At 43.8% G+C, this 17,062-nt stretch carries 16 protein-coding genes and 4 pseudogenes; 7 read left to right on the forward strand and 13 right to left on the reverse strand.

Annotated elements, in window-relative coordinates; all coding sequences use genetic code 11:
• Nucleotides 1-22: 22 nt before the first annotated feature.
• The 4 genes and pseudogenes from F6K64_RS00080 to F6K64_RS38700 all read left to right on the forward strand — a co-directional run.
• Nucleotides 23-388 (forward strand): DUF3007 family protein, encoded by a 366-nt coding sequence (locus F6K64_RS00080; protein WP_008182190.1) that lies wholly within the window; start codon nt 23-25, stop codon nt 386-388.
• Nucleotides 389-402: 14 nt separating this feature from the next.
• The gene (gene trpA, locus F6K64_RS00085; RefSeq protein ID WP_008182188.1) at nt 403-1,200 is read left to right on the forward strand and encodes a tryptophan synthase subunit alpha; all 798 of its coding nucleotides are present in this window, start codon (nt 403-405) and stop codon (nt 1,198-1,200) included.
• Nucleotides 1,201-1,534: 334 nt separating this feature from the next.
• Nucleotides 1,535-2,419, forward strand: coding sequence for an RNA-guided endonuclease InsQ/TnpB family protein (locus F6K64_RS00090; protein WP_008182185.1), 885 nt, complete (start codon nt 1,535-1,537; stop codon nt 2,417-2,419).
• Nucleotides 2,385-2,681: pseudogene (locus F6K64_RS38700) on the forward strand (RNA-guided endonuclease InsQ/TnpB family protein); the annotation flags it as partial. The gene F6K64_RS00090 and the pseudogene F6K64_RS38700, both read left to right, overlap by 35 nt.
• A gap of 189 nt (nt 2,682-2,870) precedes the next feature.
• On the opposite strand, the gene F6K64_RS00100 reads toward F6K64_RS38700, so the two are convergent.
• Nucleotides 2,871-3,788, reverse strand: a complete 918-nt coding sequence (locus tag F6K64_RS00100) for an HAD family hydrolase (protein WP_287264633.1) — start codon at nt 3,786-3,788, stop codon at nt 2,871-2,873.
• A gap of 423 nt (nt 3,789-4,211) precedes the next feature.
• The gene (locus F6K64_RS00105; RefSeq protein WP_287248150.1) at nt 4,212-4,412 is read right to left on the reverse strand and encodes a hypothetical protein; all 201 of its coding nucleotides are present in this window, start codon (nt 4,410-4,412) and stop codon (nt 4,212-4,214) included.
• 305 nt (nt 4,413-4,717) lie between these two features.
• On the opposite strand from F6K64_RS00105, the gene F6K64_RS38040 reads away from it, so the two are divergent.
• Both F6K64_RS38040 and F6K64_RS00110 read left to right on the forward strand, forming a co-directional pair.
• Nucleotides 4,718-4,852 carry a hypothetical protein gene (locus F6K64_RS38040; protein ID WP_353736812.1) on the forward strand — a complete coding sequence of 45 codons (135 nt, stop codon included), beginning with the start codon at nt 4,718-4,720 and terminating at the stop codon, nt 4,850-4,852.
• Nucleotides 4,853-5,135: 283 nt separating this feature from the next.
• Nucleotides 5,136-5,921: a Sir2 family NAD-dependent protein deacetylase gene (locus tag F6K64_RS00110; RefSeq protein ID WP_287248147.1), complete on the forward strand. Its 786-nt coding sequence runs from the start codon at nt 5,136-5,138 to the stop codon at nt 5,919-5,921.
• A gap of 180 nt (nt 5,922-6,101) precedes the next feature.
• Here F6K64_RS00110 and F6K64_RS00115 read toward each other — a convergent pair whose 3' ends face one another.
• The 7 genes and pseudogenes from F6K64_RS00115 to F6K64_RS00140 form a co-directional block, all read right to left on the reverse strand.
• A complete protein-coding gene (locus F6K64_RS00115; protein ID WP_287264634.1) occupies nt 6,102-6,851 on the reverse strand; it encodes a class I SAM-dependent methyltransferase in 750 nt (249 codons plus the stop codon).
• Nucleotides 6,852-7,018: 167 nt separating this feature from the next.
• On the reverse strand, nt 7,019-7,750 hold the full coding sequence (locus F6K64_RS38705; RefSeq protein ID WP_502708023.1) for a formyltransferase family protein: 732 nt from the start codon (nt 7,748-7,750) through the stop codon (nt 7,019-7,021).
• Nucleotides 7,751-7,801: 51 nt separating this feature from the next.
• A pseudogene (locus F6K64_RS38710) lies at nt 7,802-8,176 on the reverse strand (ectoine synthase); the annotation flags it as partial.
• Nucleotides 8,173-9,435 (reverse strand): diaminobutyrate--2-oxoglutarate transaminase, encoded by a 1,263-nt coding sequence (gene ectB / locus F6K64_RS00125; RefSeq protein ID WP_287248141.1) that lies wholly within the window; start codon nt 9,433-9,435, stop codon nt 8,173-8,175. The gene ectB and the pseudogene F6K64_RS38710, both read right to left, overlap by 4 nt.
• A gap of 249 nt (nt 9,436-9,684) precedes the next feature.
• Nucleotides 9,685-10,750: pseudogene (locus F6K64_RS00130) on the reverse strand (IS4 family transposase).
• Nucleotides 10,751-10,844: 94 nt separating this feature from the next.
• Nucleotides 10,845-10,989 (reverse strand): annotated as a pseudogene (locus tag F6K64_RS00135) (ISNCY-like element ISAtsp9 family transposase); the annotation flags it as partial.
• A 150-nt stretch (nt 10,990-11,139) separates the two neighbouring features.
• A complete protein-coding gene (locus tag F6K64_RS00140) occupies nt 11,140-11,985 on the reverse strand; it encodes a formylglycine-generating enzyme family protein (RefSeq protein ID WP_287264637.1) in 846 nt (281 codons plus the stop codon).
• A 1-nt stretch (nt 11,986) separates the two neighbouring features.
• Between F6K64_RS00140 and F6K64_RS00145 the strand changes: the two genes are divergently transcribed.
• Entirely contained in the window at nt 11,987-12,250 is a 264-nt protein-coding gene (locus tag F6K64_RS00145) for a hypothetical protein (RefSeq protein ID WP_287264639.1), read from the forward strand.
• 44 nt (nt 12,251-12,294) lie between these two features.
• On the opposite strand, the gene F6K64_RS00150 is transcribed toward F6K64_RS00145, so the two are convergent.
• From F6K64_RS00150 to F6K64_RS00165, 4 genes are all read right to left on the reverse strand, one after another.
• Complete coding sequence (locus F6K64_RS00150; RefSeq protein WP_287264641.1) at nt 12,295-12,636, reverse strand: XisI protein; 342 nt, start codon at nt 12,634-12,636, stop codon at nt 12,295-12,297.
• Nucleotides 12,624-12,782, reverse strand: a complete 159-nt coding sequence (locus F6K64_RS00155) for an element excision factor XisH family protein (RefSeq protein ID WP_287264643.1) — start codon at nt 12,780-12,782, stop codon at nt 12,624-12,626. Before F6K64_RS00155 ends, F6K64_RS00150 begins: the two co-directional genes overlap by 13 nt.
• 345 nt (nt 12,783-13,127) lie before the next feature.
• Nucleotides 13,128-14,807, reverse strand: coding sequence for an arylsulfatase (locus F6K64_RS00160; RefSeq protein WP_287264644.1), 1,680 nt, complete (start codon nt 14,805-14,807; stop codon nt 13,128-13,130).
• 183 nt (nt 14,808-14,990) lie between these two features.
• A complete protein-coding gene (locus F6K64_RS00165; RefSeq protein WP_287264645.1) occupies nt 14,991-16,913 on the reverse strand; it encodes an arylsulfatase in 1,923 nt (640 codons plus the stop codon).
• Nucleotides 16,914-17,062: the final 149 nt, after the last annotated feature.

A 17,062-nucleotide genomic window follows, 5' to 3' on the forward strand; every position in this document is an offset into this window, starting at 1 on the left:
CTTAAGCGATCATTAGTAATTCATGCGACGAATTGACGCGATTGGAATTGCCCTTGGTATCTTTGCTGCTGGCGGCATAGCCTACTTGATCTTTCAGCTGGCTGGGTACGATCAAATTAAAGCCGGGATTTGGAGTCAAGTCCTCTTGGTTGGGGGGTTATTTGGGTGGGTGCTAACCTACTTGTTTCGAGCCCTGACCCAAACCATGACCTATAACCAGCAGGTGAAAGAGTATAAAGATGCTGTCCTGCAAAAGCGGCTCGAAGAAATGACACCAGAAGAACTTGCCCAACTCCAAGCAGAGGTGGAACAGGAAAAGCGTTTGACTAAGGCAGAGGGCGATTCCTCTATATCCCCTCTTAAGCAGGAGGGGCAGGGGCAAAACTAGATGACGAATGACCAATGACAAAAATTTCCGATTGCTTCGGATCCCTGAGATCTAACTCCCAGTGTGCTCTGATTCCTTTTATTACCGCTGGGGATCCCGATTTAGAAACCACAGCCAAAGCCTTGCGGGTACTCGACCAATCTGGTGCTGACATCATTGAACTGGGAGTACCCTATTCCGATCCTTTGGCCGATGGTCCAACTATCCATGCTGCTGCTACTAGAGCATTACAAAAAGGTGTGCAGTTGGATGATGTTCTGGCAATGGTAAAGGAGGTTAGCCCAGAGTTACAAGCGCCAATTGTCTTATTTACCTACTACAATCCCATTCTCAACCGAGGGATTAATTCGTTTTTAGAGCAGATTGCTCAAGTGGGGGCGAAAGGGTTAGTGGTGCCTGATTTACCCCTCGAAGAAGCTGAAATTTTGCTGAAACCCGCAGCAGAGCTTGGGATTGAAGTGATATTGTTAGTGGCACCAACTTCACCAACAGAACGGATTGAAGCGATCGCTAAACAGTCTCAAGGCTTTATTTACTTAGTCAGTGTTACCGGTGTCACCGGGATGAGAACTCAGCTGCAATCACGGGTAAAAGACTTACTCAATCAGATGCGTGATGTAACCGATAAGCCGATCGGGGTTGGCTTTGGTATCTCCGAGCCAGAACAGGCTAAGCAGGTCAAAGATTGGGGAGCAGATGCCGTGATTGTAGGTAGCGCTATAGTAAAGCGTTTGGCAGATGGGACGCCATCAGAAGGGTTGTCAGCCATTGGAGACTTTTGCCAAAGCCTGAAATTAGCGATTACAGAGTGAAGCCATGGTTACTCAGGCTTGGCATTTACTGTCTAGGATACCGATCACAAACTACTGATCGGATTAATCCTTCGTATTTAGATTCTGTTTGATATCCAGATACATTCTCGGATTGAAATTCTTTCTGGGATTTATGGATTTCGTTTCCAAACACTGTTACGTAACTCCCAAAGCTGAAAGCCCCGCGTTTTTAAACCGGGGATGAAAGCTCATAGCGACTTTAGTCGCCGTGAAAAAAAACTTGGTGAGGACTTGACAGATTATGCTAGGCGTGTTAGCACAACAATATATCAAAAGAGATCGAAATTCGTTCGCGTAGCGTGATCGAAGGTCAATGATTATTATTGAGTTCAAAGCATATGGTAACCCTCATCAGTATCTAGCTATTGACGAGGCTATTCGGACGGTTAAATTTATTCGCAATAGCTGCATTCGTCTGTGGATTGATAACAAAGGGACAGGGAAATATGACCTCAGCAAGTACAGTAAAGTACTGGCTAAAGAGTTTTCCTTTGCTAATGAATTAAACTCAACGGCTCGACAGGCTGCGGCTGAAAGAGCATGGTCATCGATTTCTCGCTTTTTTGAGAATTGCAAGAAAAAAGTTCCTGGGAAGAAAGGTTTTCCGAAATTCCAAAATCATTGTAGATCGGTTGAATACAAGCAGTCAGGATGGAAGTTATCCCCTGACAAAAAGTCGTTCGCGAAGCGTCGGCTTTGCCGAATCACCTTCAGTGACAAAAAAGGAATCGGAAAGCTAAAGCTCAAGGGTACATGGGATTTGTGGCGCTTCGACAAGAATCAAATCAAGCGAGTTCGCATAGTAAAAAGAGCTGATGGCTACTACATTCAGTTTTGCGTTTCTGTTGACGTAAAAGAACAATTAGAACCGGCTGATGCCACTTTGGGATTGGATGTAGGGCTAAAAGAATTATACACCGATTCTAGAGGAAATACCGAACCTAATCCCCGTTTTTATAGAGCCGGTGAAAAGCGCTTAAAGTTTTATCAACGCCGAGTTTATCGGAAAAAGAAAGGCTCATCCAACCGAAAAAAAGCCATTAATAAATTAGCTAGGCAGCACCTCAAAATAAGTAGGCAACGTGAAGAACATGCCAAGAGACTGGTTAGAAGTTACCGCAAGAAGAGTGCAGCCTTTATAGTTGGTAGGCTATGCATCAAAGGTGGCAGGTTTTGTTGTAAGGCTGCACTCTTCTAAGGTTTCGTCTCCGGCACGTTGCGTAATCCGGTCTAACGACCTGGTCGCCTATGAAGATTTGAGAGTCAAGAATCTAGTCAAAAATCACTGTCTAGCTAAATCTATTAATGACGCTGGTTGGTATCAATTTAGGAAATGGTTGGAGCATTTTGGTCAGAAGTTTGGCAGAGTCACTGTTGCAGTGAATCCTGCTTATACAAGCCAAAACTGCTCAGAATGCGGCGAGGTAGTAAAAAAGTCACTATCAACCAGAACCCACGTCTGCGAATGTGGCTGTGAACTAGACCGTGACCACAACGCCGCGATCAATATTTTAAAGAGAGCCTTGGGTACGGTGGGGCACACCGGAACCTGGATCATAGATCCCAACGCTTCGGGAGATCTGACCTCTACTGTTCTTGGTTCCGGCCAGGTTCAGCAAGTCGGGTCGTTGAGCGAAGAATCCCCGGGTCTAATGACCGGGGAGTGTCAAGAAATCCTCTTTCATACTGATAACTGTCCAACCACGAGCGTCGGCCTCCCGGAGAGCATTCTCGGCACCTGTATCGTATACATATTCCCGGGGATCATCGTGGTGAACCAGCATCATCAAAGCTGGACCGTCTTGGTCGTCAGTGTACTGAAGCATTTCTAAATCACCATCGGAATTACCAATGGTAATAATTGGTTTTTTACCAATGTAGCGGTCAATGTCCACTACTTTACCTTCGTTATTATTAATGGGTTTGACCAGTATTGGTGTCTTAATCAAAACATGAGAGCCATCGTCTTTGGTAATAAACTTGGTTTGGACGGTGGTACCAATAATATTTTCAGGGGGAACACCGTAGGCATCTTCAGCATAGGAGCGAATGAAATCAAGTCCCGCCCCAGAACAAATATAGACCTTGAAATCATTACTCCTGAGATAATTGACCAGTTCAACCATGGGCTGGTAAGTAACCTTTATGTATGGAATACCAAAGTCTGGATGCTTTGAATTATCCAGAAAGAACCTCGCCTTCTGTTTATAGTCTTCCGGTGTTAATCCCTGCAGTTTCAGGTCTTCAAAAATGGCATTCCTTTTATTTGAAAAGGCATTCCCTAGCATATCTTTGATAAATAACCCGTAAATATTTTTGGGTTTTTCATTCCACAGGGTTCCATCATTATCAAAGACCGCGATGCGATCGCCTTGACGAACGTAGTTATCACTGTTGGGGTTGGTAACCTCTTGCACAAAGTCAAAAATCCCTTGCTTAGCCGCACCCTGATTCCAAGACAGTAAGGGGTCATAGTCTGCAGCAGCAGGGGGACATCCCAGAAAGCCTCCTAGGCAAAACACTGATAAGAGAATCGATAGGAAAACTAAGAACGTTCTTTTTTTCATGAGCTAAGATTTATCGGCTGTAATTGCTGATCTGCTTCAAGGCAAACAACGCTATTTTTACCGACCAAACCAATCTTGTCAATATAGCGCTACGCGCAAGGCAAAAGGCAAAAGGCAAGAGGCAAAAGTTGACGTGCATTAGCGCACCGAGGGAGTAGGTTTTTAAATTTATAGTCAAAGGGAGAGTGTGGGATTCCCGATTCCCTGTTCCCTAAAAACCAAGAACGAAAGTACCTAACAGCAATTGCAAACCGCTGAACCCTGAAAGCTGACCGCTGATTGCTGTTAGCGCAGCGTGTGCAGCGCATATACTTACAAAAAAAATAGCCGTAGAAATACTATCTACGGCTATGTCAATCACATATGTCAGAAGTTTCCAAAAACCTTGGTGAAGGGGGGAAACCCCCCCAGAAAATTAAGGTGTTATGGCAACAACCAATACTTGGTCATAGTCGTCATTACTTCACCTGGAATATCAGTCGGTTCCAGAGGAGTCCATTCGGCAATCTCGGCATAGCCTAGGGCATACAGCATCTGCATACTATGTATTACTGATTGACGAGGACCTTTCAGAGTGTGCTGAGTAGGTTGTTTCTTGAAATTGCGAGTAAAGGTTTCTGACATTGTGATAAAGTTCAACTTGGTTTACAATGATTATTGTAATGATTATAATTTTAATTGTCAAGGGTTTTAAAAAGTTTTTTTTGGGAGTTTTAGGGTTTGTTAAAAAAAGCTATTGCATAGGATTTATAAAGCATACGGCGTGGCTGATTATGGGTATGGTTTCGCCCCCCTAGCCCCCAATTCTGGGGGTAACAAAACTCTTAAAATACCCCGAGCAATCCCTCGCTCGGGGTATTTAGGAGGCTTTAATAAAACCAGATAATCGCGCATTCATTCCTTAATTCAGCAACGCCAGAGAGGCAGCTATAGCCCTAGGGGTAACTGATCGGACATTGAGAAATTGGGAGGCTGTTGGCAAAATCCAGTCCACTAAGACTAGTAATGGTAAGTGCCTGAAAGATAGATATATAAATGCTTTCAGTAGTGTTTGCACTTCGTGACACCGTCTCTAGCATTAAGCCGAATAGCTAATTTAAGATTTACTTGATAAATCAGCTTTCAGGCAGACGACTCATGAATACAGTGCTTCAACTCGTTTTTCCATATAGATTACAGGCTACTCAGCACGTCATTGAGTTCTCTTTAGATTTTCTTGACAAATTAGCTCTAAATATGCCATAATGCACTGCTATGGTTAGTCTAAACTCCAGTTATTTAGTTTATTTCCAGAAATGTTCTAAAATTACAAGGCTGTTTTTTCTAAAAATATCAATAATATGACGAATGGATAAGGTTATTAGTGCTGTCGCTGATTGTATTCTCCAGGCAGATTCTATTCTTTTCATAGCTGGAGCGGGTTTATCTGCAGACTCTGGGCTACCTACATATCGTGGTGTTGGTGCACTTTTTGAAGGTGTTCTCACTCAAGAAGGTATACCAATCGAAGAAGCAATGAGTAACAATATGTTACAAACTCGTCCTGAAGTAGCTTGGAAATATCTGTGGCAAATTGGAGAAGCTTGTTATAAAGCAAAATTCAATCGTGCTCATCAGGTAATTGCACAAATTGAGGCTTGGAAACCCAATACATGGGTATGGACTCTGAATGTAGACGGATTCGAGCGCGCTGCTGGTAGTAAAAACTTGATTGAAATACATGGACGACTCTCGGAACTATATTGTGTAGATTGTTCTTACAAGACAACTGCAGAAGAACTCCTCGCTGGATATAGTAGACCCATGGAGTTACCACCCATATGTCCAGCTTGTGGAGGATTAATTCGTCCTGATATGGAGTTATTTGGTGAAGATCATATGAGTTCGTCAGAAGAAACTTTCAAGATAGTAGATAATATTTCCTTTGATCTGATTTTTTTGATCGGTATCTCCAGAGACTACCCATACATTACTAAACCTTTGTATAGAGCTAACAGGTTAAACTTACCCATAGTAGAAATTAATCCTGCTGAGACTGTACTTTCAGAAATAGCTGATTACCAGATCAGATCTACTGCTGCTGATACATTAGATAAATTGTGGAGTATATGCCAAGAGCGACGGGGAAGCTAACTCTTGGCAGGGGTGGGAGGAAATATTGCTTTGCTTGTCAAATGCTTCTATACCGTTTGAGCGACTTTTGCCTACTCTTTTTGCAGAATGGCACACGATCCGGACATTCTCGCTCCTCTCAAATTTAGTCATGGCAAGAACATAGGGGCGAATGGCCATTCACCCCTACTGACTTCAGATCTACTCAGGTTTAGTTGCTGCTATAAAAACCATGCGATCGTTAAATTTCAACACTGACTTATCCTGATATTTTTCTTCGATTTCCTTTAAACCTGCTGCCAATTCAGTATCATTAAATTCAGAAAGCATAGACATATAACGATTTTCTACCATTTCAAAATACTGATTTTTTGGCAATTCTAAAGGGTACTCAATCATATCCATATCAACAACAAAACCTACTTGCTCAAGTAAATTAATCATTTCTTGATAGCGAGGTTGGTTTTTTTCAAACAACTCTAGTGCTTTCGTAAATAAAGGATGATCGATATTAGGTGGCCACAACAATAATAGAAAAATTCCCCCAGGAGTTAATCTTTGATATAAATTCTGGAATAGTATAAATTTTTCCTCTATATGATGGATAGCTTCTTTTAAGAAAATTTTGTTATAAATCCCTGGGTTTTTAGAGAATTTTACTCCATCCATTTCTATGGAATTTAATCGACTATTTGCCGGAATTTTTTCTAGCATTTCAGCAGAAGTATCAACGCAAATAATCGGTTGCTGTAATTGAACTTGATGGAGAATTTCTTGGCTATAAATTCCTGTTCCACAACCAATATCTACCAAACTATCTGTGGGAGTTAGGTGTAGATGTTTGATGATTTTTTTAGTTGTGAATTTAATATATTCAGGAGAGTAAAACCAGAGATTATCGAAAATCTTGGCGATATTTTTGTAATGATTTTCGGAATGGTTATACATCATAATTAATATTTGTGCTCAAATTATTGACAAACTTTTGATATTATAAACAATTTAATCCCTGTTGTAAAATTGCTAATATTTGGGTTAAAATACCTGCAAGTAAAGCCTCTCGATCTAACCATAAACCAGATAAATATTCACTATAAATAATACTTTTATACTATTCCTTAAACTTCTTCAAAACGGTACTCGCCGCTCTCCAACTTTTGAATTGCAGCGGACTTAATTTCAGGCGGGCATAAACGAAACACTTTCTTACCGGGATTCTCAAAGTTCCCTTGCGCTAAACTTTGCACCCCACCAGCTTTAAGAAAACAGAGCGCTTCCAGCAACAGTTCTCCGCACAGTCGGTTGATAGCAGCCAGTAGTTGTGGGTAAGTGGCTCTTGGCTGTAGATATAGCCTCTGTCTTGCAATTATCGGCCCGCTATCGACCCCTTCGTCGATGAAATGCACGGTAACGCCTTGGGGGAGATCGTGAACGATCGACCAAAGATAGGGATTATTCCCCCTAACAGTCGGCAAATATCCAGGATGCACATTAACAATACCCAGCTCGGGAATGCGTAGGATATTCTTGTTGCGGATAATCCGGGTATCCCCCAGCACAATCAGATCTGGGCACAACGCTGTCAGTAGTTCTTCAGATTGTGCGTCGTTATGATTGGCAGTCTCGACACAGCGAACATTGCGTCCAGCGAGAATCTCTGGCAGGGATCGAGGCAATGGGGTTTCCGCTGCAATCTTTTGCAATTGCTTCTCAAGTTCTTGCCTACCTGCCGTAGCCAAATCGGAACACTCCTCAATCACGAGCGCAGGTTCCAATCCAGCCTGGATCAGGCGATCCAGCATGTAATTTCCTCTGGGGTGTCCCTTAAGATTTAGGTAAGCAAAGGTCATGGGATCTTTTTTGCGGTTTACTATGAATTGTCGCGCATCCGGATCGGCCTGGTAGGAGCCGTTCGGGAGATGCACTTCTGGACTACTAAGGGGAGGATTAAACACGCATATGATCCGCATATCCTTGCTGGCCCTGAGGTAATGCTCCTCATGTAGATTCAGAGCATACAGAGTACCGGGGGTGAGTTTATAAATATTTCCACTCTCAATAACTTCTATTTCACCTTCACCTTCCACACAATACAACGCCTCCACATGATTTTTAGACCAGATAGGTGTTTCTGTCTTGGCAAATATAATGGTGTCATGAAGAGAGAATCCCATTTGATCCTCTTTCAAGAGTAACTGCCGACTCACCCAGTTTTTATTCTCAGCAAATACCTCATGTTCGGTTCCGATAATCTCTTGCAAACGACGTAAGATCATGCTTGATCCTCTTGTGATTCAAACGATTGCTTAACTGATTTTTCAATAATATCGAGACCTTCAAGGAGCAACTCATCTTCAATGGTTAAAGGCGGAAGCAATTTTAGAACCTCATTGTACGGTCCGGCAGTCTCAATAATCAACCCCTGTTTAAATGCGTTTCTGGATACTTTGCGGCCAAAACCCTCTTCAGGAATTTTCAAGCCCTGGATTAATCCCTTCCCTCGAACTTCCATGTTCATCTCTTTGTATTGGTTGGCTATATTTTGCAGCCTATCTTGTACAACCTGGCTTTTTCTGATTACCGCATCTTTTAAACCGTCATCTTTCCAATAATTCAACAAGGATATCGATGCAACAAAAGCCAGGTTGTTACCCCGAAACGTTCCTGTATGCTCTCCCGGTTTCCACTGGTCATGTTCCGGCTTGATGAGCACCAAAGACATGGGAAGTCCACCACCGATCGATTTTGCCATCACTACAATATCTGGGCTGATTCCAGCATCTTCAAAACTGAAAAATGAGCCGCTTCTGCCGTTACCCACTTGGATATCATCTATGATCAGCAGAATGTCAAAGTCTATGCAGATCTGTTGAATCTCTTCCAGCCAATCCCTGCTGGCAACATTAACTCCACCCTCGGCCTGTATTGCTTCCAGGATGATGGCTGCAGGTATATCAATGCCACTGCTTGGATCCTCAAGCATTCTTCTTAAGAAAGAGGCTGTATTATGCTCAGGACCAAAATAGCTGTCATAGGGCATGAAGCTCACGTAGGCATCCTGTAAAGAGAAATTATTCCGATAGTATGAGTTGCTTGTAACACTCAGTGCGCCCTGAGTAAGGCCGTGGAATCCGTTGGTAAATGCGATAATGCCGCGCCGTTTTTTTACGGTTCGACTGAGTTTTAGAGCAGCCTCGATTGCGTTCGTCCCTGTGGGACCAGTGAACTGCACTCTGTATTCAAGATTCCGAGGAGTCAGAATTAAATCTGAAAATTGTTCGAGAAACTCTTTTTTAGCGCGGGTCTCTTTGTCCAAGCTCAGAAGGATGCCATCCTCTTGCAAGTAAGCAATTAAGGCCGCACTTACTTCCGGGGGATTATGTCCGTAGTTTAGGCTCCCAGCGCCTGCAAAAAAATCAATGTATCTTTTGCCTTCTTCACTGTAAAGCAAAGCATTCTTCGCCTTTTCAAAGACTGCGGGGAACGATCTGCTGTAAATGCGTACATTGGATTCGAGTTTTTCAAAAATACTCATACTATGACTAAGTATATATCATTTTCATTAAACGCCTGTAGTGAATTGGTTTCATAGTTCAAGCCACCATACAAGATAAACTTGATCGAGCTGATTACGAATTATAGCCCATAAATTGTAAGGTGCTGTGAGGAAAAAGCCAGATCTTTGCGAATCCCAACACCGAAAAAAATAGACCCAAAAAGATTAATAATGCTCCAGCAATATGGTTCAAAACAACCAAATATATTGGGTTTAATAGTTTTTTCACTAAGTACAGGACAAAAATCGAAGAGAGTAACGAAACTCACCATCAAACTGAGCTAAATTAAGAAACAGACGGCGAAGGTAATCAAACCCATGGCGAAAAAGACTCTTAGCTTTACGTCCATGGTTTTTGATGACAATCGGTTGGAATTGACATAGCCATTGACCAGTGCGAAAAGCCCAACACAAAGCAATAGTGAGCAAAGCAAACAAGCGACTCAAACGCTCAGGATCTTGTAAATGGGTATCTTCGAGGTTGAAACCACGACTCTTAAAAATGCCAAACAAAGTTTCGATACCCCAGCGGTGAGCGTAATCATTGAGTAGATTCGGAGGGCTTTTTGGAGGAGCTACCACCACCACTAAAGAATTATCTTCGAGACGAAGAGCCTCCACATCCACCCAATGACCCCACAAAAGGCGAGTGCTCAAGAGTCTTTGAGATTGACCAATCTGAAGATGGGCAAACACCACACGAGCTGGGAAGGTAGTGTGACCATCTCCCAAGCGTACGCTATGACGAATACGAACCCTGAAGGGCATCATGGGTTGTGAAAGCCAATAATCTAGCCACTGTTGTCCCACAAATTCTCGGTCAGCAGCAACATAAGCAATTTGGTGTTCACAAAACAGTTCAATAAACTCCTCACACAAGTCTATACGTTCAGCGGTGTGGGAGTTTCCTTTCTTGTCAAGCATCCACCACAACATGGGAAAGGCTACTCCGCGCCGGAACAATACCCAAGGTGAAAATATTGAAGGTTTGGTGACCAAATTGCCACTGGGTGCGGTAAGGGCTTAAAACCCAAGGCTCAGGGATTGCCATTATTGAGACGACTAGTTGAGCTAGACCATAGTAGTCTAGCTCAAAGTCTCGGAAGAATCTTTGTAGCCGTTTGTAGTTCGATGCTGTTTTTGCTGTACCCATAAACCCGGTGGCTAGTTCCGCAAAGTTTACAGTTTTGACCCGAAAAAGAGCAATCAGAAACAAAGCCAGGAAACTGAGTCGCGCTCCATGCCATTTCAGATCAGGTTTTAATGTTTGCACCAGCAAGTTAACCTGGTTCATAGGGGTTTCGTCGAAAATTGTGATTATTTCCATGAAACCCTTTTCCTCTCTATCTTTTCAAGTTTTTGTCCTGTACTTAGGTTTTTTCATCCTGGCGCTGGTAAGCTAGGAATGATGGAGTTTGGGTGAAGAACACACCAAAGGCACGCTTGGGCGGCATCTTCCATTGTATAGCGAGTGTTTTTGCCCGTTCGCAAGTCTGGCAGAGATTTCAGACAGGAGCGAAAATAACTGACTATTGTGTCAAACAACCCTGGTGGTTTTGCTCGCTTCAACTCTCAGTAGTAATCTAAAAGTGATCTAGATATTAATACACTATCCGCATTCCCACAATTGGAACACCTATTTCCCAAAATGAGAATTGCTGTCCTAGTCATCTCAACTGGAAATTATATAATTAAACGAAATCCAATGTGAGTGGTTCCTGTATCGGGTGATTGAGACTCCCGAGCAGCAGGACGATAGCGACTACAATAATTAGGAGCACACAGGTAAGACCCGCCTTTAATGACATGTTTAGCAACACCCGGTTCTCTGGGGTCGAAGCTTTCTTTTTGATTAGGTCCTGTAGGATTAAGACTGTGGGATTTGCCATCGTGACCGATGCTATACCAATCTGAGGTCCACTCCCAGACATTACCAGTTATGTCATACAAACCATAACCATTTGGTTCAAAAGAACCTACAGGTGCAGTGCCGGTGTGACCATCAGCTTTGGTGTTGAAAAAGGGGAAGAATCCCTGCCAGGTATTAGCCTTCTGGGCTGAGTATTGCTCACCCCAGCTGTAGGTAGCATCATCCAGTCCACCGTGAGCAGCATATTCCCATTGGGCTTCTGTGGGTACTGACTTCCCTGCCCACTTAGCATAGGCTTGAACGTCTTCATAGGCAACATGGACCACGGGATAGTTCTTTTTCCCTTTAATGTTGCTCTTTGGACCAAAGGGATGTCGCCAGTCAGCCCCAGGAGTCCACTTCCACCAGCTCAGGTAACCGACTGGTCTAACACCATTGTCCGGCATCTGAAAGACTAGGGAACCAGGTGCCCGTTGCTCCTCTGTTAAGTTGGGAAACTGTTCCGAGGAGAGGGGACGCTCTGCTACTGTAATATAACCAGTTTCCTTGACAAATTTGGCAAATTCCGCATTAGTCACTTCGTATTTATCGATGCAGAAGCTCTCAACGGTAACATCTTCCGCAGAGCGCTCAGAAGGGTAGTAAACGTCGGAACCCATCTTGAAAGTGCCCCCAGGAATGAAGGTCATACCTTCAGGGCAGCTATTTACCGTGGGAGATGCCTTGACTGGTGTGGGAGTGCCAAAGACTAGGCATACTGTCAGGAAACCGATGAAAAGTTTGAAGAAAAGTAATTTTAACCAAGGAGTCTTCATTGTTGAACTAGAAAAGCGATTAGTATGTAAGCATATGCCCTACGCGAACAGCGGTCAGCGGTCAGCGGTCAGCGGTCAGTTCAGCTATCAGCCGTTGGCCAAAAGCTAATGGCACCTCAAGTAGCGTGCCCATAGCCCATAAGGTGAATATCACTAAGCCACTCCATAGCCTGTGTAAGGACGTTTATAACTGGGATGTAAACCGAGAATAATATCTTCTTTTGGTATACCCATTTCCACCAAATCTTGTGCCAAATCAGCTTCTGTCATATTTCGCTGAATCCAGATTCTACCATCTTTGATATCTAAATGGATAAAACAGTGATAAACTCGTTTGAGTCCATCCCAGCCGATATCTAGAAGTTGATAATGGTCATGTTCTGTGTCAAAAATAAGTTGACCTTCAATCTCTGAATCTGAATTATTGGCTTCTAACCTGGCATGATTAGTTAATAGTTGGCGAATTATTAATCGGTACTTGTCTAATTTTTCCATTCGGTTATTATCTCCTCAACAGGATTGTATATTAGCAATTTTACTTGATAAACCTTTACTGCTTCTTGGGAAAATTTTTCTTGGAAGAATGATTCAAAGGTATCAACAGTAACTCCCAGATCAAGTATTCTATCTGATTCGCTCATTTGTAATGCTAACAAATTAGAGAAAGTTGACGTATTAAATGGGAAAACCAGGAATAATTCATGGTAATTAGGGTTTGGGAGAATAAGTCGTAATTTTCTGGTTTGAATAGGTGGTAGGTGGTAGGTAAGGTTTTAGGTGTTAGGTTTTACGGAATTTCCCAGGTCGGTACAAGGTTTTTGAGCCGATTAGATAGCATTTCCTTGCACTTGGGAAACCAAAAATGATTGAGACCGTTGTCTGGCATGGCTTACACACTCATGCAGCAAGCCCTAATTATGTTAAAAAAAAGGGGAAAGAATGAACTTCCCCTTATTATAAATTGAGACAAATCGGTAACAATTGAATTAATTGTTCGATGCAGGATGTTCCAGCTCCTCCATTAGATCGCTCACCATCTTATCGATACCAAAAGAGCCAGGTAATTGCCGAGGTGGATAGGCTTTAAAGGTCTCGAGGAATTGGCCTAAATATCCAATTGCTGGACCGATCAAGAAGCTTCGGCGAATTAGCCAGTCATCGTAGTAGCTTGACTCATAGGTTGCTTTCTCAAATGGATCGCGACGTAAGTTAATGATCCGAGGACCCCTTAAATTTACGTAGGGGTCAAACCAAACATCAAACCCTTCACCCTGCATTTCACTAAACACCAGTTTCCAGTCTTCAAACCGGAGTGCGGATGGAAAACCGCCGTCGGTCAGATAGAAGAACTCTTCACGAGGAGTTGCTACCTCTGAGTCTGGGCCTCCTAGAGAAGTTAGATAAGGCAAGAAGTTATAGCCGTCAATGTGAACATTGTAAGTTGTATCGCCAGCAGTATAGCCAGTAAGAAGCTGCTCTTTGATATCGTCCACACCAACTGCAGCCATCAGCGTTGGCAACATATCTTGATGAGAGATAATATCGTGGGAAACTACACCACTGGGAATATGACCAGGCCACTTGATCATTGCAGGAACTCGGAAACCTCCTTCCCAAGTGGAGTTCTTTTCACTGCGGAAAGGAATGGTAGCACCATCAGGCCAAGAAAATACCTCAGCACCGTTGTCAGTAGTATAGATAACAATAGTGTTGTCAGCAATTCCGAGTTCGTCTAGCTTATTGAGAAGTTGACCAACATGACCATCGTGTTCCACCAAACCGTCAGCGTAGACACCTTGTCCGGTAACGCCTTTCACTTCGTCCTTCAGGTGGGTGAAAATGTGGTTGCGGGTGCTGTTAAACCAGACAAAGAATGGATCTGTATTTCCGTTTGCGTCTGGCTGAACAACCTCATCTAGATATGCAAGGGTACGGTCAAGAACCTCCTCATCTATGGTTTCCATCCGCTTTTGAGTCAGAGGACCAGTATCACAAACCCTTTGACCAAGACTCTCTTCGTCTGTGACATCCTCTGCTCCAGCTGGACATTGTTTAGTATTGTCTGCGTAGCTGTGAAGGACACCCCGTGGACGAAACAGGTCAAAAAGAGGATATTTACCTAACTCTGGATAGTCTTCGTTCTCTGGTTCCTCCTCCGCATTAAGGTGATAGAGGTTCCCAAAGAACTCATCGAAACCATGAGCAGTGGGTAGAAACATATCTAAGTCACCCAAATGATTTTTACCGAATTGAGCAGTTTTGTAGCCCAATGGCTTCAGTAGTTCTGCCAAGGTTGGGTCTTCTAGCTGTAATCCTTCTTTCGCACCAGGTAATCCAATCTTGGTTAAACCTGTGCGTGCAGGACTCTGACCTGTAATAAAGGCAGCACGACCAGCAGTACAACTCTGTTCACCGTAGAAGTCAGTGAAAAGTATGCCATCATCGGCAATACTGTCAATATTGGGTGTTTCGTAACCCATCATGCCTAGGTTATAGGCACTAATGTTAAACCAGCCGATATCATCGCCCATGATCACAATGATATTGGGTTTGGTCGTGGTTTCGTTGGCAAAAGCTGGGGCTGTTGGGAGCCAAGGTAGCATTCCTGAGAGGAAAAGCATCATAGACATTACGATCGCAATGCCTGATTTCATGATTCGTTGCATAAATTAAGAAACTCCTTTATGAATACAGTTCAACGTGATTATTAGAGGGTGGAGCAGAAACGACAAGCTATGATTAGCCAACTATGGAAAAGCTGTGGCAGGGCGATCGTCTCTTCTCCCAAAATTTCAGTTTTTAGGTGCAGGGTTGGGCACTGCTCACCCCAACCCTTTCATGGGGTCACTTTAGTCGTCAAGTCTCATCTTCTCAAGATCGTCTAACAGATCTTGCAATTGCCCATCAATGGTAAAGGAAGCTGGAACCTGACGGGGAGGATAGTCCCGAAACGTGTCCAGGAATTGAGCAACGTAATATTGGCTTGGTGGAATGACGAACGCATGATTGGTCTTCCAAATGTCATAGTATGATGATTCTTCTGGCGCACGCTCAAAAGGATCGCGACGCAGGTTAAGGACAATAGGTATCCTCAATTTAATAAAAGGCTCAGACCAGACCTTGGCACCTTTTTCCCGTTGCTCGGTAAAGATCAGTTTCCAATCGTCATAGCGCAAAGCTGAGGGATAAGCATCGTCCGTGAGATAGAACATCTCGTGACGGGGTGCTTCTACATGGAGTTCACAGAGTGCTTCTACACGGGTTTCTTCATCACAGAGTCTTTCTACTGGCAACTTAGTAATTTTTAGGTTTCGTAGAAGTAATTTAAGGCGGTTGATATTGTCAAGGTAATCCAGGCGAGGTAAGAAGTTGTACCCATCTAGGTGCAACGGGTGGAAATCCCGATCGTTGGCTTCATAAACCACGGGGAGTTCAGTCCCATCGCAGGTAACCTCCGTTGGAGGATCTTCTTCAAGACAAGGGTTGAGCAATTCAGTCTTAATATCTTGAAGGTCTTCAATTCCAGTTGCCGAAGCTAGAGTTGGTAACCAATCCAACATGGAAATGATATCGTTGGACACGACACCACCTTTCCAACGGGCAGGCCAGCGCACCAAAAAGGGAACCCGGAAACCACCTTCCCAGTTAGTATTCTTTTCCCCATGGAATGGAATCATCCCACCATCAGGCCACTTATAGAATTGCGCTCCATTATCTGCGGTGTAGATAACGATCGTGTTGTCCGCAACACCCAACTCATCAAGTTCGTCGAGCAGCTCGCCCACCATATTATCGTTTTCTACCATACCATCAGCAAAGAGCCCTTGACCGGTGACGCCTTGGGATTCAAGCTTCAAATGGGTATATACATGCATCCGACTGGGGTTCAACCACACGAAGAAGGGCTTCTTATTATCGACTGCCTTTTCCATAAAGGCTTCGGCTGCACCTTGAAACTCCTCATCTACCGTAGGCATCCGAGCACTACTCAGTGCTCCTGTGTTGCAAATCACTTGGTGACCCACAGGGCCTTCAAAGTCAGGATCATCTTCATCTAGTTCATCTACTTTATAAGAAAGTGATGCATCATCAATACAGGGATGCTCTGGGACTAGAGAATAATGAAGGTCTTTCGCTTCTGCCACCGTCTTAGGTGCTCCTTCCACCCTCGTATCATAAGAATGGAGAACGCCCTTGGGACCATACTTTTTAACGTAGTCACCGTCTATTCCGCCGGGATAATCAGGGTTTTCTGGCTCTTCCTCAGAGTTGAGGTGATAGAGATTGCCATAAAACTCTTCAAAGCCATGATTGGTAGGAAGAAACTCATCGCGATCGCCAAGGTGGTTTTTACCAAATTGGCCTGTGGCATAGCCTTGTTCTTTCAAGATTTCGGCCAGGGTAATATCTTCGGTACTCAGTCCCAAATCAGACCCTGGGAGACCTACTTTGGTCAAACCAGTACGTCCAGGGCTTTGACCCGTGATGAATGCTGCCCGTCCAGCGGTACAGCTATTCTCTGCATAGGCATCGGTAAAGCGAATGCCCTCTTCAGCAATGCGATCAATATTTGGGGTACGGTAGCCCATCATACCGTCGTTGTAGGCACTCAGGTTAAACCAACCCACGTCATCTGCCATGATGACGATAATATTGGGCGTAGTGGTCTCCTCAGCAAAGGCAGGAGCAGTCGGGAGCCAGGGCAGCAGTCCCGACAGAAACAACATCAGGGAAATCACCAGAGCGATTCCTGATTTGAGAATTCGTCGCATAAATCAGAAACTCCTTGATCGATAGAGGTTAATAGAACTCAGGCCGCATCCCAAAGCGGGATTTGGGCAGCCTTGGCTGAATTGGACACGCAAGAGTTCATCAATTGATCCCTTGTCATCGGTTTCATTTGAGTCCTCACTGGGGGAGC

Source organism: Moorena sp. SIO3A2, from assembly GCF_010672265.1.
GTDB lineage: Bacteria > Cyanobacteriota > Cyanobacteriia > Cyanobacteriales > Coleofasciculaceae > Moorena > Moorena producens.

Coding starts and splice junctions, on each gene's coding strand:
- F6K64_RS00080 (WP_008182190.1), top strand. CDS start 23: ATGCGACGAATTGACGCGATTGGAATTGCCCTTGGTATCTTTGCTGCT.
- trpA (WP_008182188.1), top strand. CDS start 403: ATGACAAAAATTTCCGATTGCTTCGGATCCCTGAGATCTAACTCCCAG.
- F6K64_RS00090 (WP_008182185.1), top strand. CDS start 1,535: ATGATTATTATTGAGTTCAAAGCATATGGTAACCCTCATCAGTATCTA.
- F6K64_RS00100 (WP_287264633.1), bottom strand. CDS start 3,788: ATGAAAAAAAGAACGTTCTTAGTTTTCCTATCGATTCTCTTATCAGTG.
- F6K64_RS00105 (WP_287248150.1), bottom strand. CDS start 4,412: ATGTCAGAAACCTTTACTCGCAATTTCAAGAAACAACCTACTCAGCAC.
- F6K64_RS00110 (WP_287248147.1), top strand. CDS start 5,136: ATGGATAAGGTTATTAGTGCTGTCGCTGATTGTATTCTCCAGGCAGAT.
- F6K64_RS00115 (WP_287264634.1), bottom strand. CDS start 6,851: ATGATGTATAACCATTCCGAAAATCATTACAAAAATATCGCCAAGATT.
- F6K64_RS38705 (WP_502708023.1), bottom strand. CDS start 7,750: ATGACCTTTGCTTACCTAAATCTTAAGGGACACCCCAGAGGAAATTAC.
- ectB (WP_287248141.1), bottom strand. CDS start 9,435: ATGAGTATTTTTGAAAAACTCGAATCCAATGTACGCATTTACAGCAGA.
- F6K64_RS00140 (WP_287264637.1), bottom strand. CDS start 11,985: ATGGGTTCCGACGTTTACTACCCTTCTGAGCGCTCTGCGGAAGATGTT.
- F6K64_RS00150 (WP_287264641.1), bottom strand. CDS start 12,636: ATGGAAAAATTAGACAAGTACCGATTAATAATTCGCCAACTATTAACT.
- F6K64_RS00155 (WP_287264643.1), bottom strand. CDS start 12,782: ATGAGCGAATCAGATAGAATACTTGATCTGGGAGTTACTGTTGATACC.
- F6K64_RS00160 (WP_287264644.1), bottom strand. CDS start 14,807: ATGCAACGAATCATGAAATCAGGCATTGCGATCGTAATGTCTATGATG.
- F6K64_RS00165 (WP_287264645.1), bottom strand. CDS start 16,913: ATGCGACGAATTCTCAAATCAGGAATCGCTCTGGTGATTTCCCTGATG.